The 23,417-nt window shown below is 72.6% G+C and carries 21 protein-coding genes; 20 read left to right on the forward strand and 1 reads right to left on the reverse strand.

Annotated features, from left to right (window positions below; genetic code table 11):
- The first annotated feature begins 69 nt into the window (after window positions 1–69).
- The 10 genes from aroC to fusA all read left to right on the forward strand — a co-directional run bounded on the left by aroC (window position 70) and on the right by fusA (window position 10,569).
- Entirely contained in the window at window positions 70–1,254 is a 1,185-nt protein-coding gene (aroC, locus tag NFU81_RS17825; protein ID WP_251490957.1) for a chorismate synthase, read from the forward strand.
- Window positions 1,251–1,778: a shikimate kinase gene (locus tag NFU81_RS17830; protein ID WP_251490960.1), complete on the forward strand. Its 528-nt coding sequence runs from the start codon at window positions 1,251–1,253 to the stop codon at window positions 1,776–1,778. Before aroC ends, NFU81_RS17830 begins: the two co-directional genes overlap by 4 nt.
- The gene (gene aroB, locus NFU81_RS17835) at window positions 1,775–2,887 is read left to right on the forward strand and encodes a 3-dehydroquinate synthase (protein WP_251490963.1); all 1,113 of its coding nucleotides are present in this window, start codon (window positions 1,775–1,777) and stop codon (window positions 2,885–2,887) included. Before NFU81_RS17830 ends, aroB begins: the two co-directional genes overlap by 4 nt.
- The gene (gene aroQ, locus NFU81_RS17840) at window positions 2,884–3,321 is read left to right on the forward strand and encodes a type II 3-dehydroquinate dehydratase (protein ID WP_251490966.1); all 438 of its coding nucleotides are present in this window, start codon (window positions 2,884–2,886) and stop codon (window positions 3,319–3,321) included. The genes aroB and aroQ overlap by 4 nt, the downstream gene beginning before the upstream one ends.
- Before the next feature lie 125 nt (window positions 3,322–3,446).
- Window positions 3,447–4,397 (forward strand): P-loop nucleotide/nucleoside kinase family protein, encoded by a 951-nt coding sequence (locus tag NFU81_RS17845; protein ID WP_422665227.1) that lies wholly within the window; start codon window positions 3,447–3,449, stop codon window positions 4,395–4,397.
- Window positions 4,398–4,484: 87 nt separating this feature from the next.
- Window positions 4,485–5,591, forward strand: coding sequence for a M24 family metallopeptidase (locus NFU81_RS17850; RefSeq protein ID WP_251490971.1), 1,107 nt, complete (start codon window positions 4,485–4,487; stop codon window positions 5,589–5,591).
- Between the two features lie 54 nt (window positions 5,592–5,645).
- Window positions 5,646–6,212, forward strand: coding sequence for an elongation factor P (gene efp / locus NFU81_RS17855; protein WP_251490973.1), 567 nt, complete (start codon window positions 5,646–5,648; stop codon window positions 6,210–6,212).
- A gap of 2 nt (window positions 6,213–6,214) precedes the next feature.
- Entirely contained in the window at window positions 6,215–6,640 is a 426-nt protein-coding gene (nusB, locus tag NFU81_RS17860) for a transcription antitermination factor NusB (RefSeq protein ID WP_251490975.1), read from the forward strand.
- Between the two features lie 94 nt (window positions 6,641–6,734).
- Window positions 6,735–8,192, forward strand: coding sequence for a pyridoxal phosphate-dependent decarboxylase family protein (locus NFU81_RS17865; RefSeq protein WP_251490977.1), 1,458 nt, complete (start codon window positions 6,735–6,737; stop codon window positions 8,190–8,192).
- Between the two features lie 331 nt (window positions 8,193–8,523).
- Window positions 8,524–10,569: an elongation factor G gene (gene fusA, locus NFU81_RS17870; RefSeq protein WP_251490979.1), complete on the forward strand. Its 2,046-nt coding sequence runs from the start codon at window positions 8,524–8,526 to the stop codon at window positions 10,567–10,569.
- 524 nt (window positions 10,570–11,093) lie between these two features.
- On the opposite strand, the gene bldD is transcribed toward fusA, so the two are convergent.
- Window positions 11,094–11,594, reverse strand: coding sequence for a transcriptional regulator BldD (gene bldD / locus NFU81_RS17875; protein ID WP_033174517.1), 501 nt, complete (start codon window positions 11,592–11,594; stop codon window positions 11,094–11,096).
- A gap of 185 nt (window positions 11,595–11,779) precedes the next feature.
- Between bldD and pyrR the strand changes: the two genes are divergently transcribed.
- The 10 genes from pyrR to gmk all read left to right on the forward strand — a co-directional run bounded on the left by pyrR (window position 11,780) and on the right by gmk (window position 23,398).
- On the forward strand, window positions 11,780–12,376 hold the full coding sequence (pyrR, locus tag NFU81_RS17880) for a bifunctional pyr operon transcriptional regulator/uracil phosphoribosyltransferase PyrR (RefSeq protein ID WP_251490981.1): 597 nt from the start codon (window positions 11,780–11,782) through the stop codon (window positions 12,374–12,376).
- Window positions 12,377–12,469: 93 nt separating this feature from the next.
- Window positions 12,470–13,453: an aspartate carbamoyltransferase catalytic subunit gene (locus NFU81_RS17885; protein ID WP_251490983.1), complete on the forward strand. Its 984-nt coding sequence runs from the start codon at window positions 12,470–12,472 to the stop codon at window positions 13,451–13,453.
- 2 nt (window positions 13,454–13,455) lie between these two features.
- The gene (locus tag NFU81_RS17890) at window positions 13,456–14,745 is read left to right on the forward strand and encodes a dihydroorotase (RefSeq protein ID WP_251490986.1); all 1,290 of its coding nucleotides are present in this window, start codon (window positions 13,456–13,458) and stop codon (window positions 14,743–14,745) included.
- Complete coding sequence (locus NFU81_RS17895; RefSeq protein ID WP_251490989.1) at window positions 14,742–15,428, forward strand: PH-like domain-containing protein; 687 nt, start codon at window positions 14,742–14,744, stop codon at window positions 15,426–15,428. The genes NFU81_RS17890 and NFU81_RS17895 overlap by 4 nt, the downstream gene beginning before the upstream one ends.
- Complete coding sequence (gene carA, locus NFU81_RS17900; protein ID WP_251490992.1) at window positions 15,425–16,558, forward strand: glutamine-hydrolyzing carbamoyl-phosphate synthase small subunit; 1,134 nt, start codon at window positions 15,425–15,427, stop codon at window positions 16,556–16,558. Before NFU81_RS17895 ends, carA begins: the two co-directional genes overlap by 4 nt.
- Window positions 16,551–19,862, forward strand: coding sequence for a carbamoyl-phosphate synthase large subunit (gene carB, locus NFU81_RS17905; protein ID WP_251490995.1), 3,312 nt, complete (start codon window positions 16,551–16,553; stop codon window positions 19,860–19,862). The genes carA and carB overlap by 8 nt, the downstream gene beginning before the upstream one ends.
- A 273-nt stretch (window positions 19,863–20,135) precedes the next feature.
- On the forward strand, window positions 20,136–21,245 hold the full coding sequence (locus NFU81_RS17910; protein WP_251490998.1) for a quinone-dependent dihydroorotate dehydrogenase: 1,110 nt from the start codon (window positions 20,136–20,138) through the stop codon (window positions 21,243–21,245).
- Entirely contained in the window at window positions 21,242–22,090 is an 849-nt protein-coding gene (pyrF, locus tag NFU81_RS17915; RefSeq protein ID WP_251491001.1) for an orotidine-5'-phosphate decarboxylase, read from the forward strand. Before NFU81_RS17910 ends, pyrF begins: the two co-directional genes overlap by 4 nt.
- Window positions 22,091–22,413: 323 nt before the next feature.
- The gene (locus tag NFU81_RS17920) at window positions 22,414–22,737 is read left to right on the forward strand and encodes an integration host factor, actinobacterial type (protein ID WP_202232479.1); all 324 of its coding nucleotides are present in this window, start codon (window positions 22,414–22,416) and stop codon (window positions 22,735–22,737) included.
- A 37-nt stretch (window positions 22,738–22,774) separates the two neighbouring features.
- Window positions 22,775–23,398 (forward strand): guanylate kinase, encoded by a 624-nt coding sequence (gene gmk / locus NFU81_RS17925; protein ID WP_251491004.1) that lies wholly within the window; start codon window positions 22,775–22,777, stop codon window positions 23,396–23,398.
- The last annotated feature ends 19 nt before the right edge of the window (window positions 23,399–23,417 follow it).

Here is a 23,417-nt window from a genome sequence, read left to right on the forward strand (position 1 = left end):
GTCCTGGCCGTCAGGGGAAACGTGGGAGGATCGGGGCGAGAGACGGCAGGCGTTTTCGAGGGAGCACCGTTGAGCAGGTTGCGCTGGCTGACCGCGGGGGAGTCGCACGGACCCGCACTCGTCGCGACGCTGGAGGGGCTGCCCTCCGGGGTGCCCGTCACCACAGAACTGGTGGGCGACGCGCTCGCCCGGCGCCGGCTCGGCTACGGACGCGGCGCGCGGATGAAGTTCGAGCGCGACGAGGTCACCTTCCTCGGCGGGGTGCGGCACGGGCTGACCATGGGCAGCCCGGTGGCCGTGATGGTCGGCAACACCGAGTGGCCCAAGTGGGAGCAGGTCATGGCCGCCGACCCGGTCGACCCCGAGATCCTCGCCGGCCTCGCCCGCAACGCCCCGCTCACCCGGCCGCGCCCGGGCCACGCCGACCTGGCGGGCATGCAGAAGTACGACCTGGACGAGGCCCGCCCGGTGCTGGAGCGCGCCAGCGCCCGCGAGACCGCGGCCAGGGTCGCGCTCGGCGCCGTCGCCCGCTCCTACCTCAAGGAGACCGCGGGCATCGAGATCGTCTCCCACGTCGTCGAACTGGGCGGCGCCAAGGCCCCCTACGGCGTCCTGCCGGTGCCCGCCGACGAGGCCAGGCTCGACGCCGACCCGGTGCGCTGCCTCGACGCCGACGCCAGCGAGGCGATGGTCGCCGAGATCGACCAGGCCCACAAGGACGGCGACACCCTCGGCGGTGTCGTCGAGGTCCTCGCCTACGGCGTGCCGGTCGGCCTCGGCTCGCACGTGCACTGGGACCGCAGGCTCGACTCCCGGCTCGCCGGGGCGCTGATGGGCATCCAGGCGATCAAGGGCGTCGAGGTCGGCGACGGCTTCGACCTCGCCCGCGTCCCGGGCTCCCAGGCGCACGACGAGATCCTGCCAGGACCCGACGGCGTCCGCCGGGCGTCCGGCCGCTCCGGCGGCACCGAGGGCGGCATGAGCACCGGCGAACTGCTCAGGGTGCGCGCCGCGATGAAGCCCATCGCGACCGTGCCGCGCGCGCTGGCCACCATCGACACCGTCACCGGCGAGGCCGCGCAGGCCCACCACCAGCGCTCCGACGTCTGCGCGGTGCCCGCCGCCGGCATCGTCGCCGAGGCCATGGTCGCCCTGGTGCTCGCCGACGCGGTCGCCGAGAAGTTCGGCGGCGACTCCGTCGCGCAGACCCGGCGCAGCGTCCGCGGCTACCTCGACCACCTGGTCGTCCGGTGAGCGCCCCGGCGGGACCGCCGGCGGTCGTCCTGGTCGGCCCGCCGGGAGCGGGCAAGAGCACCGTCGGCCGCATCCTCGCCGACCGGCTCGGCGTCGGCTACCGCGACACCGACGCCGACATCGAGGCCGCCGCGGGCAAGCCCATCCCCGACATCTTCATCGACCAGGGCGAGCCGCACTTCCGGGACCTGGAACGCACCGCCGTACGGGACGCGCTGGCCGGCCACGACGGGGTGCTGTCGCTCGGCGGCGGCGCGATCATGGACGCCGCCACCCGGGAGCTGCTCGGCGGGCTGCCGGTGGTCTTCCTGGACGTCGGCCTGCACGCCGCCGTCCGCCGGGTCGGCCTCGACGCCCCCCGGCCGCTGCTCGCGGTCAACCCGCGGCAGAGCTGGCGCGAGCTGATGGAGGCGCGCCGCCCCCTCTACACCGAGGTCGCAAGGGCCGTCGTCGCCACCGACGAGGACACCCCGGAGGACGTGGCCGAAGCCGTCCTCGACGCACTCCAGTTGAAGGACGCATGAGCAGCGAGAACCGTCCCCAGACCGCGCCCCCCGTACGTATCGCCGTCGCCGGCACCGCGGGCACGGAGAGCTACGACGTCCTGATCGGCCACCAGCTCCTCGGCGAACTGCCCGGGTTGATCGGCCCTCGGGCCAAGCGGGTCGCCGTACTGCACCCCGAGGCGCTGGCCGGCACCGGCGAGGCGGTACGCGAGGACCTCGCCGAGCAGGGCTACGAGGCCATCGCCATCCAGCTGCCCAACGCCGAGGAGGCCAAGACCGTCGAGGTCGCCGCCTACTGCTGGAAGGCCCTCGGCCAGACCGGCTTCACCCGCACCGACGTCATCGTCGGCGTCGGCGGCGGCGCCACCACCGACGTGGCCGGCTTCGTCGCCGCGACCTGGCTGCGCGGAGTGCGCTGGATCGCCGTCCCGACCACCGTGCTCGCCATGGTCGACGCGGCCGTCGGCGGCAAGACCGGCATCAACACCGCCGAGGGCAAGAACCTGGTCGGCGCCTTCCACCCGCCCGCCGGGGTGCTCTGCGACCTGGCCGCGCTCGACTCGCTCGCCGAGAACGACTACGTCAGCGGACTCGCCGAGATCATCAAGGCCGGCTTCATCGCCGACCCGGTGATCCTCGACCTGATCGAGGCCGACCCGCAGGCCGCCCGCAGCCCGCAGTACGCGCACACCGCCGAGCTGGTCGAACGCGCCATCCGGGTCAAGGCCGACGTCGTCTCCAGCGACCTCAAGGAGTCCGGGCTGCGGGAGATCCTCAACTACGGCCACACGCTCGCGCACGCCATCGAGAAGAACGAGCGCTACAACTGGCGGCACGGTGCCGCCGTGTCCGTCGGCATGGTCTTCGCCGCGGAGCTGGGCCGGCTCGCCGGCCGCCTCGACGACGCGACCGCCGACCGGCACCGCGCCGTCCTCGGCGCGGTCGGCCTGCCGCTGACCTACCGCGGCGACCAGTGGCCGCGGCTGCTGGAGACCATGAAGGTCGACAAGAAGTCCCGCGGCGACCTGCTGCGCTTCATCGTCCTCGACGGCCTTGCCAAGCCGACCGTCCTGGAAGGCCCCGACCCCGCGGTGCTGCTCGCCGCGTACGGGGAGGTGTCCGCGTGACCCGCCCCGTCCTGGTCCTCAACGGCCCCAACCTCGGCCGCCTCGGCTCCCGCGAGCCCGACGTCTACGGCTCCACGTCCTACGCCGGTCTCGTGGAGGAGTGCCGCAAGGCCGGCGCGGACCTCGGCTTCGACGTCGAGGTCCGCGAGACCAACGACGAGGCCGAGCTGATCGGCTGGCTCCACGAGGCGGCCGACGGCCGCATCCCCGTGGTCCTCAACCCGGGTGCCTTCACGCACTACTCGTACGGTCTGCGCGACGCCGCGGCGCAGCGCACGGCGCCGTTGATCGAGGTGCACATCTCCAACCCCTACGCCCGCGAGGCCTTCCGCCACACCTCGGTCATCGCGGCGGTCGCCTCCGGCACGATCGCCGGCTTCGGCCTCAACTCGTACCGCCTCGCCTTGCACGCCCTGGCGGACCCCCCTTCGTAAGGGGACGCGCTTCCGCAGGCCGCGGTGGCTGGGGGGTTCCCCTCGGCAGGGGTGTGCTCCCAGGGGCGCGGGGAACTGCGCGCTCAGCCCCGACCGGGGCGCGGGTCGCCACTGTCCGGAAGGGGCTGTTCGGTCCGTGCCGGACCAGCGGCCGGTGGCGGGCCGGCACCGCCCGCCGCAAGGGCACCCCCGTGAGGCCGCGCCCCGCGGAAGAGCACCGCCCGCGGGCAGCGGAACCGCGATCCCCGCGCCCGGGGGAGGGCAGGGGCACCCGGGAGGATTCCAGGGCGTTCACCAAAGAACGGCCGGGGACGGTACCGTTCCATGTCAACCCGCGCGGCAGCGCACACCGCACCGAGATGGAGCCGGCCGACATGCAGCACGCTGTGGGCGCACCGCAGCCCGGCGGCGGGCCGACGCCGCCCGTCGTAAGCGTCACCGGGCACTTCCCGCTGCCCGCCGCGGCGCCCGTGCAGGTGCCCGCGCCGGACGGCAACGGCTCGTTGTCGGGCGGCGCGCACGGCCCGGTGGCCGTCCTGCTGATCGGCGCGGCGGGCGCGGGCAAGACCACGATCGCCCGGCACTGGGCGGACAACCGCGGCGCCCCGACCGCGCACATCAGCCTCGACGACGTACGCGAATGGGTCCGCGCCGGCTTCGCCGACCCGCAGGCCGGGTGGAACGAGCACTCCGAGGCGCAGTACCGCCTCGCCCGCCGCACCTGCGGCTTCGCCGCCCGCAACTTCCTGGCCAACGGGGTGTCCTGCATCATCGACGACGCGGTCTTCCCCGACCGCCCCGCGGTCGGCCTCGGCGGCTGGAAGCGGCACGTCGGCCCCGGGCTGCTCCCGGTGGTCCTGCTGCCGGGCCTGGACGTCGTGCTCACCCGCAATGCCGAGCGCAGCGGCAACCGGCGGCTGTCGGACGAGGAGGTCGCCCGTATCCACGGCCGGATGGCCGGCTGGTACGGCTCGGGCCTGCCGATCATCGACAACTCCCAGCTGGACGTCGTCTCCGCCGCCGCGGCCCTGGACCGCGTCGTGGCCCGCAGCATCCAGGGTCCGCCCGTCTGGTAGGGCGGCCCGTGGCCGGTCCCCGTGGGCAGAACCCCCTTCGGAGGGCGAAAAGGGGCGGCGTGAGGGCGTCCGCCATAAGCTCGCGACATGGCCGAGGTGCATGCGACTCGCAGGGACCGGCTGCGCGAGCGGTGCGCGGCGGCAGGGCTGGGTGCCGCGCTGGTGACGCGGCCGGCGAACGTCCGCTATCTGGCGGGCTGCGCGCCGCCGGGCTCCGCGCTGCTGGTCGGCCCCGGCTCCGAGGACATCCTGGTGCATCTGCGCACGCCGCCTGACGACCAGGGCGAGAGCGGCCCCGACGACCTGCGCTCGACGGTGCTGCCGTCGCCCGACGGCGACGCGGCCGTGGCGGCGGCGAGCCTGGCGCGGGAGCGGCACGCGGGGTCCCTCGCCGTCGAGGAGCACCACCTGACCGTGGCGCGGCACCGTGCCATCGGCTCGGTCGCCGACGCCCTGCCGCTGTCCGACCTCGGCGGAGCCGTCGAGCAGCTGCGGCTGGTCAAGGACGAGCACGAGATCGCCGCCCTGCGGATAGCCGCGGAGATCGCCGACCAGGCGCTCGGCGAGTTGCTGGAGTCGATCCTGGTCGGCCGCACCGAGCGGCACCTCGCGCTGGAGCTGGAGCGGCGGCTGGTCGACCACGGCGCCGACAGCGCGGCCTTCCCCACCTCGGTGGGCACCGGGCCGCACTCCGGCACCGCACGCCATGTGCCGACCGACCGGCGGGTCGAGGAGGGCGACTTCCTCACTGTCCGTCTCGGCGCGTGCTACCGCGGTTACCGCTGCGAGGTGGGCCGCACCTTCGTGATCGGTACGGCTCCGGCCGGCTGGCAGATCGATCTGTACGACCTGGTCTTCAACGCCCAGCGGGCCGGCCGCGAGGCCCTGGCACCCGGTGTGGCCTGCCGCGACGTCGACCGGGTGACCCGCCAGCCGCTGGTCGCCGCGGGGCATGCGGACGGTGTCGCGCAGTGGTCGGGGCACGGTGTGGGCCTGGAAATCGACGAGGACCCTCAGTTGTCACCTGCGGCCATGGGTAAACTGGACGCTTGCGTGCCGGTCACCGTCGAACCGGGGGTCCACCTTCCGGGCCGCGGCGGCGTCCGCATCGACGACACACTCGTCGTACGCCCCCTGGCGGACGGCGGGCCCGAGCTACTCACCATCACGACCAAGGAACTCCTCGCCCTGTGACGGGCGCGGGTCTCCGCGGTCCCCGAAGCAGCACTTTCAGGAGATTCCGCAACCGTGGCCACCACGAACGACCTCAAGAACGGCCTCGTGCTCAAGCTCGACAGCGGCCAGCTCTGGACCGTAGTCGAGTTCCAGCACGTCAAGCCCGGCAAGGGCCCCGCCTTCGTGCGCACCAAGCTGAAGCACGTGCTCTCCGGGAAGGTCGTCGACAAGACCTTCAACGCGGGTGTGAAGGTCGAGACCGCCAACGTCGACAAGCGCGGCATGCAGTTCTCCTACAAGGACGGCAGCGACTTCGTCTTCATGGACACCGAGACCTACGACCAGATCACGGTCACCCCCGAGGTCGTCGGTGACGCTGCGAACTACCTGCTCGAGGGCTTCGAGGCGGTCGTCGCGATGTACGAGGGCTCGCCGCTGTACATCGAGCTGCCTGCCTCCGTCGAGCTGGTCATCGAGTACACCGAGCCCGGCGTGCAGGGCGACCGCTCCACCGGCGGCTCCAAGCCGGCCCGCCTGGAGACCGGCTACGAGATCGGCGTCCCGCTGTTCATCACCACGGGTGAAAAGGTGAAGGTCGACACCCGTACGGGCGACTACCTCGGCCGGGTGAACAGCTAACCGTGGCTGCCCGGAACAAGGCCCGAAAGCGCGCCTTCCAGATCCTCTTCGAGGCGGATCAGCGGGGTGCAGACCCGGTGACCGTCATGGCGGACTGGATCCGGCTCGCCCGGACCGACGACCGGCAGCCGCCGGTCACCGAGTACACGATGCAGCTGGTCGAGGGGTACGCGGCACACGCCGAGCCGATCGACGACCTGCTGTCCGCGCACGCGGTGGGCTGGACGCTGGACCGCATGCCGGTCGTGGACCGCAACGTGCTGCGGCTCGGCGCGTACGAGCTGATCTGGGAGGACGACGTCCCGGACGCCGTCGTGCTGGACGAGGCGGTGCAGCTCGCCAAGGAGTTCTCCACCGACGAGTCCCCGTCGTTCGTCAACGGCCTGCTCGGCCGGCTCATGGAGCTGAAGCCGACGCTGCCGCGCTAGGCACACTGCCCTGACCAGGCCCGACAGCAGAAGGTGAACAATATTCTGCTTCGGGCCTGGTGCCTGCCGCGGGTCCTGGCCTAGATTCCGCCGCATGGAAGAAGCGGCAGGCCCCGGCGCCGACGACACGATCCTGGCCCGCCTCGACCGGCTGCGGGCCGCCGACCTGCCGGTGCACGGCGGCCGCACGATGGCGTACGTCTACGACTCCGGGCTCGCCGGCCTCGACGATCTCGCCGCCAGGGCGCAGGCCGCCTTCGCGGGCGTCAACGGCCTGGACATGACCGCCTTCCCCAGCGTCGTCACCCTCGAGAACGACGTCGTGCGGCAGGCCGCCGATCTGCTCGGCGGCGGCCCCGCCACCGCGGGCACCTTCACCAGCGGCGGCACCGAGAGCTGCCTGCTGGCCGTCCTGACCGCCCGCGAGCACGCCGCCAGGACCCGCGGGGTCACCGCACCCGAGATCGTCCTGCCGCAGACCGCGCACGCCGCCTTCCACAAGGCCGCCGCGCTCTTCGGGCTCACCCCCGTCACCGTCCCCGTCGACCCCGGCACCTTCCGGGTACGGCCGCAGGACGTCGCCGCCGCCCTCACCCCGCGCACCGCCCTCGTGGTGGCCTCCGCGCCCTCCTACGCGCACGGCGTCGTCGACCCGGTCCCGGAGGTCGCCGCGGCCGCCGCCGAGCGGGACGTGCTGTGCCACGTCGACGCCTGCATCGGCGGCTGGTACCTGGGGCACCGCAGGCTCGCCGACGGCATCGCACCGCCGCCGCCCTTCGACCTGGCGGTACCCGGCGTCAGCTCGCTCTCCGTCGACCTGCACAAATACGGCTACACCCCCAAGGGCGCCTCCGTGCTGCTCTTCCGGGACGCCGAGCTGCGCCGCCACGGCTGGTTCGCGCACGCCTCCTGGCCCGGCTACCCGGTGGTCAACGCGACGCTCCAGGGCACCAAGTCCGCCGGGCCGCTCGCCGCGGCCTGGGCGGTGCTGCAGCGCGTCGGCACCGCCGGATACGCCGAGCTGGCCCGCCGGGTGCACGAGGCGACCGCGCTGCTGGTGGACGGCATCGGGCGGATCGACGGCCTGCGGGTGCTCGGCGCCCCCGACGCGTCCCTGGTCGCGGTCGCCGCCGACGACCCGGGGCCCGACCCCTTCGTGGTCGCCGACGAGATGCGGCTGCGCGGCTGGTACCTCCAGCCGCAGCCCGCCTTCGCCGGGTCGCCGGCGAACCTGCACCTGACGGTGACCGCGGCGGTCGCGGACCCGGCCCGTATCGCCGAACTGCTGGCCGAACTCGCCGCCGCCGTGCAGCGGGCGCGCGCGCTCGGCCCCGCCACCGTCGACCCGGGCATCGCGGAGGTGGCCGCCGCCCTCGACCCCGCCACCCTCGGCCCCGCGGAGGTCGCACTCGCCCTCGAGGTCGCCGGGGTGGGCGCCGACGGCAGCCTGCCGCAGCGGATGGCGCCGGTGCTCGCGGTGCTCCAGGCGCTTCCGGCGCCGCTGACCGAACGGCTGCTGCCCGAGGTGATCTCCCGGCTCTACGCCGGCTGAGCCGCACGGGCCGCAACCGAAAACCGGGTGCCGCCGCCCGCGCCCCTCCGATACGCTCCCCGTGGAATCGCGCGCCGACGACACCGTGTGGCGCGCGCGTTGACGAGTGAGGGGAGCCGGCCGTGCGCGAGCGCACCGCTGTTGTCGTCCCCCCGTCACGGCACAAGGTGATTCTGGTGTCTTCGCGCCTCCGGCGCCGGCTGCGCGGCCGGCCCCGGACCCCCTGACGCACCCCTGTCCCGACCGCCGGCCCGCTGCCGGTGCCAGGAGCCCGGTGCGCCCGGGGAATCGCGCCCGCCCTTTTCCCTGATCACCCGAAAGGCTCAGGGCCGTGCGCAGCACCCACGACCGCCAGACCGCCAACCCGCTCGCCGCCGTCCGCAACCTCGGCATCCTCGCCCATGTGGACGCGGGCAAGACCACCGTCACCGAGCGGGTCCTCTACCTCACCGGCGCCACCCACAAGCGCGGTGAGGTCCACGACGGCACGACCGTCACCGACTTCGACCCGCAGGAGCGCGACCGTGGCATCACCATCTTCGCGGCAGCCGTCAGCTGCGACTGGGACGGCCACCGCATCAACCTGATCGACACACCCGGGCACATCGACTTCGCCGACGAGGTCGAGCGCTCGCTGCGGGTCCTCGACGGCGCCGTCGCCGTCTTCGACGCCGTCGCGGGCGTCGAACCGCAGAGCGAGTCGGTGTGGCGCCAGGCCGACCGCCACGGCGTCCCGCGGATCGCCTTCGTCAACAAGCTGGACCGGGCAGGCGCCGACCTCGACACCGCGGTCGACTCCATCCGGCGGCGGCTGCACACCGTACCGCTGGTGGTGCAGCTGCCGATCGGGCGCGAGGACGGCTTCACCGGCGTGGTCGACCTGCTCGCGATGCGCGCGCTGGTCTGGGCCGACGGCGCCGACACGTACGCCGAGAGCGACGTGCCCGGCGACCTGCTGGCCGAGGCGCGGCGCCGCCGCCGGCTGCTGGAGGAGGCGGTGGCGGAGCTGCACCCTGCCGTGCTGGAGGAGTTCTGCACCGGCGCCCCGGTGGGCGCGGCGACGCTGGCCGCGGCACTGCGCGACCTCACCCGCAGCGGTGAGGCCGTGGTGGTGCTGTGCGGCTCCGCCTACCGCAACCGCGGTGTCGAGCCGCTGCTCGACGCCGTCACCGCCTACCTGCCGTCGCCGCTTGACGTCCCGGCGGTACGCGGCACGGACGGCGACCTGCCCGTGGAACGGCCCGCCGACCCGGCGGCGCCCTTCGCCGGGCTGGTGTTCAAGGTCAGCGCGACCGCCACCGGGCGGCTGACGTACCTGCGGATCTACTCGGGAACGCTGCGGAAGGGGGACACGGTGCTGGACGCGGGAACAGGCAGGAACGAACGGATCGGCCGCATCCTGCGGGTCCAGGCCGACCGGCACGCGGAAATGGACAACGCCGTCGCCGGCGACATCGTCGCCGTCGTCGGACCCAAGGCCGCGCGGGCCGGCGCGACGCTCTGCACGCCGGGCGCCCCGCTGGTGCTGGAACCGCCGGTGGTGGCCGCGCCCGTGGTCGCCATGGCGGTCGAGGCCGGCCGCAACGCCGACACCGAGCGGCTGGTCGCCGCGCTGGCCCGGCTGGTCGAGGAGGACCCCTCGCTCGCGGTGCGCACCGACCGGGAGACCGGCCAGCTGGTGCTCGCCGGCATGGGCGAACTCCACCTGGAGGTCGCGGTGGAGAAGATCCGCCGCGCCCACGGCCTGGAGGTCGCGGTCGGCCGCCCGCAGGTCGCCTACCGGGAGACCGTGCTGCGCGGGGTGACCGGCCACGTCCACCGGCACATCAAGCAGGACGGCGGCGCCGGGCAGTTCGCACATGTCGTGATCGACGTGCAGCCGGGAGAGGAGGAGTTCGTGTTCGCGTCCACCGTGACCGGCGGGCGGGTGCCGCGCGAGTACGTGCGGGCGGTCGAGGACGGCTGCCGCGACGCGCTCGTCGAGGGTCCGCTCGGCGGCCACCCGGTGACCGGGCTGCGGGTGACCCTCACCGACGGGGCGACGCACCCGAAGGACTCCTCGGAGATGGCCTTCCGCACGGCGGGCCGCTTCGCCCTCCGGGAGGCGCTGCGGGCGTGCGCGATGCAGCTGCTGGAACCGGTGGTCGAGGTGACCGCCACGGTGCCGGACGACTGCGTCGGGGGAGTGCTGGGCGATCTTGCGGCACGCCGCGGGCGGGTCTCGGGTTCCCTCGCCCTGGCCGGCAGCTCGGTCGTCACGGCGACCGTGCCGCTGGCCGAGCTCTTCGGCTACGCCGGGTCCCTCCGCAGCCGCACGCAGGGCCGCGGTGCCTTCACCACCCGGCCCACGGGTTACGCCCCCGCCCCGCCCCGCTGATGCGGCGAGCCCCCTCCCCCCCGGCCCCCAGGGGGGAGGGGGTGCCCCTCCCCCCGGTGGCCTGTCGGCCTGCACCTCGCCGCGTCCGGCGCGCCCCGCCCCCCGCTGACGCGGCGAGCCCCCGGCCCCGGTGCGGGGGTGCCCCTTGCGGTGGGCTGCCCGCCTGCGGTCCGTCGTGGCCGGTCGCGCAGTTCCCCGCGCCCCTTTTGGCCTGCGCCCTCCTACGCCAAGCGTTCGCCCCTGCCAGCGGCCTTGCCGTCTGCCGCAGAAAGGCACGCGTTTTATCAGGGGCGCTGGGGGTACCCCAGGTGAAGCTCTGGGAGCGGAACTGCGCGACCATCCCACCACCACCACCACCACCGGCGGCAGGCGGGCAGCCCACCGCAAGGGGCGATCACCCGGGGACCCCCGGGGCACTCGCCGAGGCCCGGCGGAAAAGGGCCGCCCGGGGCGGCGCCCCGGCGTGAGGGGGTGCCGCCCCGGGCGGCGGGACGTTTCTGCAGGTTTGCGGATAAAGCCGGGCGCTAGCCCTCTTCGTGCTGAACGGCCCGCCGGGCGTCCGCGTCGAGGACGCCCCACCCGATGAGCTGCTCGGTGAGGACCGACGGCGACTGGTCGTAGATCACGGCGAGCGTACGAAGATCGTCCTGCCGGATCGACAGCACCTTGCCGTTGTAGTCGCCGCGCTGGCTCTGGATCGTGGCCGCGTAGCGCTGCAGCGGCCCGGCCTTCTCCGGCGGTACCTGGGAGAGGCGCTCGAGGTCGAGCACGAGCTTCGGCGGCGGCTCCGCGGCCCCGCCGGGGGTCGTACCCGGCAGCAGTTCCTGAACGGGCACGCCGTAGAAGTCGGCCAGTTCGGCGAGGCGCTGCACGGTCACGGCACGGTCGCCGCGCTCGTACGACCCCACGACCACTGCCTTCCAGCGGCCCTGGGACTTCTCCTCGACGCCGTGCAGAGAAAGGCCCTGCTGCGTGCGGATGGCGCGGAGCTTCGCTCCGAGCTGTTTGGCGTAATCGCTGGACATATGGCTCCCCGGACGGAAACTCGGTGACTCACTGTGAGGTTACGCAGCGTAATCCATGCTCGTCAAGCCGAAAGGGTCCGACCGGTCTCTGACCTGCGCGGTCTGTGTCACCTGATACCGTGATGTCGTACCCCCGACGTCCTTTAATGCCCGTCCCGTGAGGCGGGGAAGGAGGTCCCCGACCCATGGTCGAAGACCGCACGACAGCAGGACCGCAGGACCGCCCGGTGCTCGAGGCACCCGACATCGCCCGCGTCCTGACCCGTATCGCCCACGAGATCGTCGAGCGCGCCAAGGGCGCGGACGACGTGGTGCTGCTGGGCATCCCCACCCGAGGGGTGTTCCTGGCCCGCCGGCTGGCCGGCAAGCTCGCCGAGATCACCGGCCGGGAGACCGCCGTCGGCTCGCTCGACACCACCATGTACCGCGACGACCTGCGGCTGCACCCGCCGCGGGCGCTGGCGACCACCGACATCCCCGGCGACGGCATCGACGGCCGCCTCGTCGTCCTCGTCGACGACGTGCTCTTCTCCGGCCGCACCATCCGCGCCGCCCTGGACGCGCTGAACGACATCGGCCGCCCCCGCGCGGTGCAGCTCGCCGTCCTGGTCGACCGCGGCCACCGCGAGCTGCCGATCAGGGCCGACTACGTCGGCAAGAACCTCCCGACCTCGCAGCGCGAGACCGTCAGGGTCCTGCTCGCGGAGCAGGACGGGCGCGACAGCGTCCTGCTCGGCGAGCGCGAGCCCGGCGCACGCAACGGCAGGGCCGCGGACGAATAGCGCCGCCACGCCAGGACCCCGGCCAGGGGTCCTGCGCCGCCGCATGCCCGCTCTCGCCCGCCCCGCCAGGCCCCAGCACCCCCGGAGACCCCGATGAAGCGCCACCTGATCTCGGCCGCCGACCTCACCCGTGACGACGCCCTGCTGATCCTCGACACCGCGGAGGAGATGGCCCGCGTCGCCGACCGGCCGATCAAGAAGCTGCCCACCCTGCGCGGCCGGACCGTCGTCAACCTGTTCTTCGAGGACTCGACGCGGACCCGTATCTCCTTCGAGGCGGCCGCAAAGCGGCTGTCCGCCGACGTGATCAACTTCTCCGCCAAGGGCTCCTCGGTGTCCAAGGGCGAATCCCTCAAGGACACCGCACTGACCCTGGAGGCGATGGGCGCCGACGCCGTCGTCATCCGGCACCACTCCTCCGGCGCCCCGCACCGGCTGGCCACCTCGGAGTGGATCAACGCCTCCGTCGTCAACGCCGGCGACGGCACCCACGAGCACCCCACCCAGGCGCTGCTGGACGCCTTCACCATGCGCCGCCACCTGTCCGGCGTCGGCCGCGACCTGGAGGGCCGCAGGGTCACCGTCGTCGGCGACATCCTGCACAGCCGGGTCGCCCGCTCCAACGTCCTGCTGCTGACCACGCTGGGCGCCAGGGTCACCCTGGTGGCCCCGCCCACCCTGCTGCCGATCGGCGTCGAGAAGTGGCCCTGCGAGGTCTCCTACGACCTCGACGCGGTGCTGGCGAAGTCCGACGCCGTCATGATGCTGCGGGTGCAGCGCGAGCGGATGAACGCCGCCTACTTCCCCACCGAGCGCGAGTACGCCCGCCGCTACGGCCTGGACGGCCAGCGGATGGCGGCGCTGCCCGAGCACGCCATCGTCATGCACCCCGGGCCGATGAACCGCGGCATGGAGATCACCGCCGAGGTCGCCGACTCGCCCCGCTGCACCGCGGTCGAGCAGGTCGCCAACGGCGTCAGCACCCGCATGGCGGTGCTCTACCTGCTGCTCGGCGGCTCAGAGCCGGCCATCAGCACCGACCGATCCGACAGCGCCCGCACCGAGGAGAGCAAGTGACCATGAGCGAGACCATCCTGATCCGCGGGGCGCGGGTTCTCGGCGGCGCGGCCCAGGACGTCCTGATCAGCGGCGAGACCGTCACCGCGGTGGGCGCCGACCTCGAAGCGCCCGGCGCCACCGTCGTCGAGGCCGGCGGCCACATCCTGCTGCCCGGCCTGGTCGACCTGCACACCCACCTGCGCGAGCCCGGCCGCGAGGACTCCGAGACCGTACTGACCGGCACCCGCGCCGCCGCGTCCGGCGGCTACACCGCCGTGCACGCCATGGCCAACACCTTCCCGGTCGCCGACACCGCGGGCGTCGTCGAGCAGGTCTGGCGGCTCGGCAGGGAGTCCGGCTACTGCGACGTCCAGCCGGTCGGCGCCGTCACCGTGGGCCTCGAAGGCAGGCAGCTCGCCGAGCTGGGCGCGATGGCCGACTCCGCCGCCCAGGTGCGGGTCTTCTCCGACGACGGCAAGTGCGTGGACGACGCCGTCATCATGCGCAGGGCGCTGGAGTACGTGAAGGCCTTCGGCGGCGTCGTCGCCCAGCACGCCCAGGAGCCGCGGCTCACCGAGGGCGCGCAGATGAACGAGGGCACCGTCTCCGGCGAGCTGGGCCTGACCGGCTGGCCCGCGGTGGCCGAGGAGTCGATCATCGCCCGCGACGTCCTGCTGGCCGCGCACGTCGGCTCCCGGGTGCACATCTGCCACCTGTCCACCGCCGGCTCCGTCGAGATCGTCCGCTGGGCCAAGTCCAAGGGCTGGGACGTCACCGCCGAGGTCACCCCGCACCACCTGCTGCTCACCGACGAGCTGGTCCGCTCCTACGACCCGGTCTACAAGGTCAACCCGCCGCTGCGCACCGAGGCCGACGTCATGGCGCTGCGCGAGGCCCTCGCCGACGGCACCATCGACTGCGTCGCCACCGACCACGCCCCGCACCCGCACGAGGACAAGGACTGCGAGTGGGCCGCGGCCGCCATGGGCATGGTCGGGCTGGAGACCGCGCTGTCGGTGGTCCAGCACACCATGGTCGACACCGGCCTGCTGGACTGGGCCGGCGTCGCCGACCGGATGTCGGCCCGCCCGGCCGCCATCGGCCGGCTCGAAGGCCACGGCCGCCCGATCGCCGCCGGCGAGCCCGCGAACCTGGTGCTGCTCGATCCCGCATACCGTGGTGTGGTCAATCCCGCGGGCTTCGCCTCCCGCAGCCGCAACACCCCCTACGAGGGCCGCGAGCTGCCGGGCCGCGTCGTCGCCACCTTCCTGCGGGGCCGCGCCACGGTCATGGACGGGAAGCTCACATGACACCTGTTACGCAGCTCGCCGCCGCGCTCGCCACCGCACAGGGCGAGGGCAAGCACTCGGCGAAGGTCACCGACTGGACCGACAGGATCGGCTGGATCGTCGGCCTGCTCCTGTTCGTCGGCCTGGTCTACTGGCTGATGCGGCAGGGCTGGCAGTGGCGCCGCACCCTCCAGGGCGGCCTGCCCGCCCTCCCGCAGGCCCCTGAGACCACCGGCGAACCCCTCCGTACCGACCCGTCGCCCACCACCACCCTCAACGGAGGCGGCAAGCCGCCGCTGCTGACATTCCAGGGCCGCTACCACGGCAGCACCACCGCGGGGCAGTGGCTCGACCGGATCGTCGCCCACGGCCTCGGCGTACGCAGCAGGGCCGCACTGACCCTCACCGAGCAGGGCCTCGACGTGGACCGCACCGGCGCCCCCGGCTTCTTCGTCCCCGCGGCCGCCCTGCGCGGCGCCCGGCTCGACAAGGGCATCGCGGGCAAGGTGCTCACCGAGGGCGGCCTGCTGGTCGTCACCTGGGAGCACGGCGGCACCCTCATCGACTCGGGCTTCCGCTCCGACCGCGCCGCGGACCACCCGGCGTGGGTCGAGCACATCAACCGGCTCAGTGGCGACAGCGTCGTCGTCTTCACCGACACCAGGCCGGGCAGCAGGCAACACGAGAAGGAAGGCGCACAATGACGACCTCCACCCGGGCGGCCACGACGCCCGCCGTACTCGTCCTGGAGGACGGCCGCACCTTTGGCGGCCGCGCCTACGGAGCGGTGGGGGAGACCTTCGGCGAGGCGGTCTTCTCCACCGGCATGACCGGCTACCAGGAGACCCTCACCGACCCCTCCTACCACCGCCAGGTGGTCGTCATGACCGCCCCGCACGTCGGCAACACCGGCGTCAACGACGAGGACTCCGAGTCCTCGCGCATCTGGGTCGCGGGCTACGTCGTACGCGACCCCGCGCGCGTCCCGTCCAACTGGCGCTCGCAGCGCTCGCTGGACGACGAGCTGACGGCGCAGGGCGTCGTCGGCATCAGCGGCATCGACACCCGCGCCCTGACCCGGCACCTGCGCGAGCGCGGCGCGATGCGGGTCGGCATCTTCTCCGGCAACGCACTCGCCGACGAGGGCACCCTGATCGCCCGGGTCCGGCAGGCCCCCGAGATGACCGGCGCCGACCTGTCCTCCGAGGTCGCCACCGAGCAGGCCTACGTCGTCCCGGCCATCGGCGAGAAGCGCTTCACCGTCGCCGCGCTCGACCTCGGCATCAAGGGCATGACCCCGCGCCGGATGGCGGAACGCGGCATCGAGGTCCACGTGCTGCCGGCGACCGCGACCGTCGAGGACGTCTACGCCATCGCCCCCGACGGCGTCTTCCTGTCCAACGGCCCCGGCGACCCCGCCACCGCCGACCTCACCGTCATCCAGGCGGTACTGGAGCGCGGAACCCCGCTGTTCGGCATCTGCTTCGGCAACCAGCTGCTCGGCCGCGCGCTCGGCTTCGGCACCTACAAGCTCAAGTACGGCCACCGCGGCATCAACCAGCCCGTGCAGGACCGCACCACGGGCAAGGTCGAGGTCACCGCGCACAACCACGGCTTCGCCGTGGACGCCCCGCTCGACAGGGTCAGCGACACCCCCTACGGCCGCGCCGAGGTCAGCCACGTCTGCCTCAACGACCAGGTGGTGGAGGGGCTGCGGCTGCTCGACCGGCCCGCGTTCAGCGTGCAGTACCACCCCGAGGCCGCCGCAGGCCCGCACGACGCCGCGTATCTGTTCGACCGCTTCACTCAGCTCATGGAGGCCCAGCGTGCCTAAGCGCACCGACATCCGGTCCGTTCTGGTCATCGGCTCGGGTCCGATCGTCATCGGCCAGGCCGCGGAATTCGACTACTCGGGTACGCAGGCGTGCCGGGTGCTGAAGTCCGAGGGTCTGCGGGTGATCCTGGTCAACTCCAACCCGGCCACGATCATGACCGACCCGGAGATCGCCGACGCCACGTACGTCGAGCCGATCACCCCGGAGTACGTCGCGAAGATCATCGCGAAGGAGCGCCCCGACGCGCTGCTGCCCACCCTGGGCGGCCAGACCGCGCTGAACACCGCGATCTCGCTGCACGAGGACGGCACCCTGGCCGAGTACGGCGTCGAGCTGATCGGCGCGAACGTCGAGGCGATCAACAAGGGCGAGGACCGCGAGCTGTTCAAGGGCGTCGTCGAGGCGGTCAACGCGAAGATCGGCTACGGCGAGTCCGCCCGTTCGGTGATCTGCCACTCCATGGACGACGTCCTGTCCGGTGTGGAGACCCTCGGCGGATACCCCGTCGTGGTCCGCCCCTCCTTCACGATGGGTGGCGCGGGTTCGGGTTTCGCGCACGACGAGGAGGAGCTGCGCCGGATCGCCGGGCAGGGCCTGACGCTCTCGCCGACCACCGAGGTGCTCCTTGAGGAGTCGATCCTCGGGTGGAAGGAGTACGAGCTGGAGTTGATGCGCGACAAGCACGACAACGTCGTGGTCGTGTGCTCCATCGAGAACTTCGACCCGATGGGTGTGCACACCGGGGACTCGATCACGGTGGCGCCGGCGATGACGCTGACCGACCGGGAGTACCAGGTGCTGCGGGACATCGGTATCGCGGTGATCCGCGAGGTCGGCGTCGACACCGGCGGCTGCAACATCCAGTTCGCGGTGAACCCCGATGACGGGCGGGTCATCGTCATCGAGATGAACCCGCGCGTCTCCCGCTCCTCCGCGCTCGCCTCCAAGGCGACGGGGTTCCCGATCGCGAAGATCGCCGCGCGGCTCGCGGTGGGCTACACCCTCGACGAGATCCCGAACGACATCACGTTGAAGACTCCTGCGTCGTTCGAGCCGACGCTGGACTACGTGGTGGTGAAGGTGCCGCGGTTCGCGTTCGAGAAGTTCCCGGCTGCGGATGCTGCGCTGACCACGACGATGAAGTCGGTGGGTGAGGCGATGGCGATCGGCCGGAACTTCACCGAGGCGCTGAACAAGGCGTTGCGGTCGCTGGAGAAGAAGGGCTCGCAGTTCGACTTCGTGTCCCCGGTCGGGGACAAGGACGAGCTGCTGGCGCTGGCGGGGGTGCCGACCGACGGGCGGATCAACACCGTCATGGACGCCATCCGCGCCGGTGCGAGTCCGGTCGAGGTGTTCGAGGCGACCCGGATCGATCCGTGGTTCGTGGACCAGCTGTTCCTCATCCACGAGCACGCCCAGGCGCTGGCGGGCGCCGGCCGGCTGGACCCGGAGCTGCTGGCGGACGCCAAGCGGCACGGCTTCTCCGATACGCAGATCGCCGGTATCCGGGGGCTGCGGGAGGATGTCGTCCGTGAGGTGCGGCATGCGCTGGGGATCCGCCCGGTCTACAAGACCGTCGACACCTGTGCTGCCGAGTTCGCCGCGGACACCCCGTACTTCTACTCCTCCTACGACGAGGAGTCCGAGGTCGCGCCGCGTACGAAGCCCGCGGTGATCATCCTGGGGTCGGGGCCGAACCGGATCGGGCAGGGCATCGAGTTCGACTACTCCTGCGTGCACGCCTCCTTCGCGCTGCACGACGCCGGGTACGAGACGGTGATGGTCAACTGCAACCCCGAGACCGTCTCCACCGACTACGACACCTCCGACCGGCTCTACTTCGAGCCGCTGACGTTGGAGGACGTGCTGGAGATCGTGCACGCCGAGACCACTGCCGGGCCGGTCGCCGGTGTGATCGTGCAGCTGGGCGGGCAGACGCCGCTGGGTCTTGCGCAGGCGCTGAAGGACAACGGCGTCCCGGTGGTGGGCACCTCGCCCGAGGCGATCCACCTGGCGGAGGACCGCGGGGCGTTCGGGCGGGTGCTGGCCGAGGCGGGGCTGCCCGCGCCGAAGCACGGCACGGCGACGTCGTTCCCCGGGGCGAAGGCGATTGCGGACGAGATCGGCTACCCGGTCCTGGTCCGGCCCTCCTACGTCCTGGGTGGGCGGGGGATGGAGATCGTCTACGACGAGAACCGCCTTGCCTCCTACATCGCGGAGTCCACCGAGATCAGCGCGGACCGCCCGGTGCTGGTCGACCGGTTCCTCGACGACGCCATCGAGATCGACGTCGACGCCCTCTACGACGGCCACGAGCTCTACCTCGGCGGCGTCATGGAGCACATCGAGGAGGCCGGTATCCACTCCGGTGACTCCGCGTGCGCGCTGCCGCCGATCACCCTGGGCGGCCACGACATCAAGCGCCTGCGCGCCTCCACCGAGGCCATCGCCGCCGGTGTCGGGGTGCGGGGGCTGATCAACATCCAGTTCGCGCTGGCCGGGGACATCCTCTACGTCCTGGAAGCCAACCCGCGGGCGTCGCGCACCGTCCCCTTCACCTCGAAGGCGACGGCGGTGCCGCTGGCCAAGGCCGCCGCGCGTATCTCGCTGGGCGCGACGGTGGCAGAGCTGCGGGCCGAGGGCATGCTGCCCGCCACCGGCGACGGCGGCACGCTGCCGCTGGACGCGCCGATCTCGGTCAAGGAAGCCGTCCTGCCCTGGTCGAGGTTCCGTGACCCGCAGGGTCGCGGGGTCGACACGATCCTCGGGCCGGAGATGCGCTCGACCGGCGAGGTCATGGGCATCGACACGGTCTTCGGGACGGCGTATGCCAAGTCCCAGGCCGGTGCGTACGGTGCGCTGCCGACCAAGGGGCGGGCGTTCATCTCGGTCGCCAACCGGGACAAGCGGGCGTTGATCTTCCCGGCCCGGGCGCTGATCGAGCACGGCTTCGAACTCCTGGCGACCTCAGGGACGGCAGAGGTCCTGCGCCGCAACGGCATCACCGCCCGGGTGGTGCGCAAGCAGTCAGAAGGCACCGGGCCTGCCGGTGAGCCGACCGTGGTGACCCTCATCCACGAGGGGGAGATCGACCTGATCGTCAACACCCCCTTCGGGACCGGGGGCCGCCTGGACGGCTACGACATCCGCACCGCCGCGGTCTCCCGCGGCATCCCCTGCCTGACCACCGTCCAGGCACTCGCCGCAGCGGTCCAGGGCATCGACGCGCTGACCTCCGGCGGTATCGGGGTGTGCTCCTTGCAGGAGCATGCGGCTCGCCTCATGGCCGGCCGGGGGGAGTAGCTCCCCCGGGCGCCCCTCCGCCGGCCGCGGTGGCTGAGGGGCGCGGGCCGGCACCGACCCGAAGGGGCTTGTCGCACCGGCCGACCGGGTGGCTGGTCGCTCCGTTCTCCCCCAGGAGCTGCGCCTGGAGGTACCCCCACGCGCCCCTGAGATGCCCTCCTACGCAAGGGGCAGCGCACGCCCACCGCAGCCGGCGGAAGCGCACCCCCCGGTCGTGGGGGGAACAGATATCGCGCGCCCGGACGGGCGTACCGTACGAGACAAGGCGAAGCCATGTACCACCTGTTCTTTCGGCTGGTCTTCCGCAGGATGGACGCCGAGAAGGCGCATCACCTGGCGTTCCGGTGGATCAGGGCCGCCGCCCGCGTCCCGGGGGTGCGGGCGCTCGTGGCCGCCGTGCTGGCCCCGCGGCATGCCGGCCTGGCGACGACCGCGCTGGGGCGCGAGATGAGCGGGCCGTTCGGGCTGGCCGCCGGGTTCGACAAGAACGCCGTCGCCATCGACGGCATGTCGATGCTGGGGTTCGACCACGTCGAGATCGGCACCGTCACCGCTCAGCAGCAGTCGGGCAACCCGACCCCGCGGCTGTTCCGGCTGGTGGGCGACCGGGCGCTGATCAACCGGATGGGGTTCAACAACGACGGCTCCGCCGCCGTCGCCGCCCGGCTCGCCACGCGGCGGCCGGTCTTCCCGACCACCGTCGGCGTCAACATCGGCAAGACGAAGGTCGTCCCCGAGGGCGAGGCCGTACAGGACTACGTCACCTCGGCCGAGCGGCTGGCCCGCTACGCCGACTACCTGGTCGTCAACGTGTCCTCGCCGAACACCCCGGGGCTGCGGAACCTGCAGGCGACCGAGGTCCTGCGGCCGCTGCTCGCGGCCGTACGCGAGGCCGCCGACCGCTCGGTCACCGGGCGGCGGGTGCCGCTGCTGGTGAAGATCGCGCCCGACCTCGCGGACGACGACGTGGACGCGGTCGCCGACCTGGCCGTGGAGCTGGGGCTCGACGGCATCATCGCGACCAACACCACCATCGCCCGCGAGGGCCTCGGCCTGACCTCCGACCCGGCGGCGGTCGCCCAGACCGGCGGGCTGTCCGGCGCCCCGCTGGCGGACCGCTCGCTCGAGGTGCTGCGGCGGCTGTACGCGAGGGTCGGCGACAGCATCACCCTGGTCGGCGTCGGCGGCGTGACGACCGCGGAGGACGCCTGGCAGCGCATCCTCGCCGGTGCCACCCTCGTACAGGGATACAGCGCCTTCATCTACCAGGGCCCCTTCTGGATGCGCACGGTCCACAAGGGGCTGGCCGCCCGTCTTGCCGCGAGCCCGTACGCCACCCTCGCCGACGCGGTCGGCGCCGACACCAGGAGGGCCACCTCATGACGACCGAGTACCCGGAAGCCTTCGGCGCGCGGCTGCGCCGCGCCATGGACACCCGCGGGCAGCTCTGCGTGGGCATCGACCCGCACGCCTCGCTGCTGGCCGGCTGGGGCCTGGACGACGGTGTCCCCGGCCTTGAGCGCTTCACCATGACCGTGGTGGAGGCGCTGGGGGAGCAGGTCGCTGTCTTCAAGCCGCAGTCGGCGTTCTTCGAGCGCTTCGGCTCGCGCGGCATCGCGGTGCTGGAGCGGGCGGTGGCCGAGGCGCGGCAGGCGGGCGCGCTGGTGCTGATGGACGCCAAGCGCGGCGACATCGGCTCGACGATGGCCGCGTACGCCGCCACGTATCTGGACAAGGACTCGCCGCTGTTCAGCGACGCGGTCACGGTCAGCCCCTACCTGGGCTTCGGCTCGCTGCGGCCGGCGCTGGACGCGGCGCGGATCTCCGGCTCCGGCGTCTTCGTGCTGGCGCTGACCTCGAACCCGGAGGGCGCGCAGGTGCAGCGGGCCGCGACGGGCGACGGGCGGTCGGTCGCGCAGTTGATGCTCGACGAGATCGCGGCGGAGAACTCCGGTGCGGCCCCGCTCGGCTCGGTCGGTGCGGTGGTCGGCGCGACGCTGGGCGAGGCGGGCGTGGACCTGGCGGTGAACGGCCCCCTGCTGGCCCCCGGCGTGGGCGCCCAGGGCGCGACGCCTGCCGACCTCCCGGGTGTCTTCGGCGCCGCCCTCGGCAATGTGCTGCCGAGTGTGAGCCGCGGGGTGCTCAGGCACGGCCCCGACGCCGGCGCACTGCGTGATGCGGCCCTGCGGTACGCCGACGAGGTGCGTACGGCCCTCGAAGGGGTCTGAACCGATCGCCGGGAGGCCCGAAGGGCGGGGCAATAGTGCGGTAATACCGTCCGGTAATGCGGTCGAATATCGGACCGAAAAAGGGCCGGTTTCAACCACCGGAGGGATTGAGGCCGCAAGGTGTTCCGCTTTGTCCCAAATATCCCCTCGGATCAAGGCTGACCAGGACTTTTCGTCTGTTCTCGCTGACTTGAGCCGTCCGGACCGCTAGTCTCCGACAGGAGCGCGCAGTTCACCCGCGCGGCTCTTCATCCCGCAGGTGCGGGGTGAGTGTGTTTCACACGGTCCATATCCGATTGCTCTACATCCGAGGTGACGTAGGCGTGGCTCTTCCGCCCCTTACCCCTGAACAGCGCGCTGCCGCGCTCGAAAAGGCCGCCGCGGCTCGCCGGGAGCGCGCCGAGGTCAAGAACCGACTCAAGCACTCCGGTGCCTCCCTTCACGAGGTCATCAAGCAGGGCCAGGAGAACGACGTCATCGGCAAGATGAAGGTCTCCGCCCTGCTCGAATCCCTCCCCGGTGTCGGGAAAGTGCGCGCCAAGCAGATCATGGAACGGCTCGGCATCTCCGAGAGCCGCCGAGTGCGCGGTCTTGGCTCGAACCAGATCGCGTCTCTGGAGCGCGAGTTCGGCGGCGCCCCCGCCTGAGGTCCCGGCACCTCCGGGAACCAGGGATAATCGCTCCATGAGCAATGCAGTCTCCCGGGGGGCAACGCGCCCCCTCGCTTCGCAGGGGGTCGCGCCGACCCCCCCGGTCAGACGTCCGCGGCTGACCGTGCTCTCCGGCCCCTCGGGGGTCGGCAAGAGCACGGTCGTCGCACATCTGCGCACCGTGTATCCCGAGGTCTGGCTCTCGGTGTCGGCGACGACCCGCAAGCCGCGACCCGGCGAGCAGCACGGTGTGCAGTACTTCTTCGTCGACGACGACGAGTTCGACAAACTCGTCGCGAACGGCGAACTGCTGGAGTGGGCCGAATTCGCCGGCAACCGCTACGGCACACCCCGCAGGGCGGTGCTCGACAAGCTCAGTGCGGGCGAGCCGGTGCTGCTGGAGATCGACCTCCAGGGCGCCCGGCTGGTCCGCGAGTCGATGCCGGACGCTCACCTGGTCTTCCTGGCGCCGCCCAGCTGGGACGAGCTGGTCCGCCGGCTCACCGGCCGCGGCACCGAGTCCGCCGAGGTGATCGAGCGGCGGCTGGCCGCGGCCCGGATCGAACTGGCCGCCGAGTCCGAGTTCGACCAGACCCTTGTCAACACCTCCGTCGAGGATGTAGCGCATGAGCTGCTAGCCTTGATGGAGATTGTCTGAACGTCTTGAGTCTGTCCCA

It is taken from the genome of Actinacidiphila cocklensis, assembly GCF_907177275.1.
Lineage (GTDB): Bacteria > Actinomycetota > Actinomycetes > Streptomycetales > Streptomycetaceae > Actinacidiphila > Actinacidiphila cocklensis.

Bases quoted from the DNA above. Each gene is read 5' to 3' on its own strand.
- NFU81_RS17910 (WP_251490998.1), top strand. From the start codon at position 20,136: ATGTACCACCTGTTCTTTCGGCTGGTCTTCCGCAGGATGGACGCCGAG.
- NFU81_RS17865 (WP_251490977.1), top strand. From the start codon at position 6,735: ATGGAAGAAGCGGCAGGCCCCGGCGCCGACGACACGATCCTGGCCCGC.
- NFU81_RS17885 (WP_251490983.1), top strand. From the start codon at position 12,470: ATGAAGCGCCACCTGATCTCGGCCGCCGACCTCACCCGTGACGACGCC.
- NFU81_RS17890 (WP_251490986.1), top strand. From the start codon at position 13,456: ATGAGCGAGACCATCCTGATCCGCGGGGCGCGGGTTCTCGGCGGCGCG.
- bldD (WP_033174517.1), bottom strand. From the start codon at position 11,594: ATGTCCAGCGATTACGCCAAACAGCTCGGAGCGAAGCTCCGCGCCATC.
- carA (WP_251490992.1), top strand. From the start codon at position 15,425: ATGACGACCTCCACCCGGGCGGCCACGACGCCCGCCGTACTCGTCCTG.
- aroB (WP_251490963.1), top strand. From the start codon at position 1,775: ATGAGCAGCGAGAACCGTCCCCAGACCGCGCCCCCCGTACGTATCGCC.
- gmk (WP_251491004.1), top strand. From the start codon at position 22,775: ATGAGCAATGCAGTCTCCCGGGGGGCAACGCGCCCCCTCGCTTCGCAG.
- pyrF (WP_251491001.1), top strand. From the start codon at position 21,242: ATGACGACCGAGTACCCGGAAGCCTTCGGCGCGCGGCTGCGCCGCGCC.
- NFU81_RS17850 (WP_251490971.1), top strand. From the start codon at position 4,485: ATGGCCGAGGTGCATGCGACTCGCAGGGACCGGCTGCGCGAGCGGTGC.
- NFU81_RS17895 (WP_251490989.1), top strand. From the start codon at position 14,742: ATGACACCTGTTACGCAGCTCGCCGCCGCGCTCGCCACCGCACAGGGC.
- pyrR (WP_251490981.1), top strand. From the start codon at position 11,780: ATGGTCGAAGACCGCACGACAGCAGGACCGCAGGACCGCCCGGTGCTC.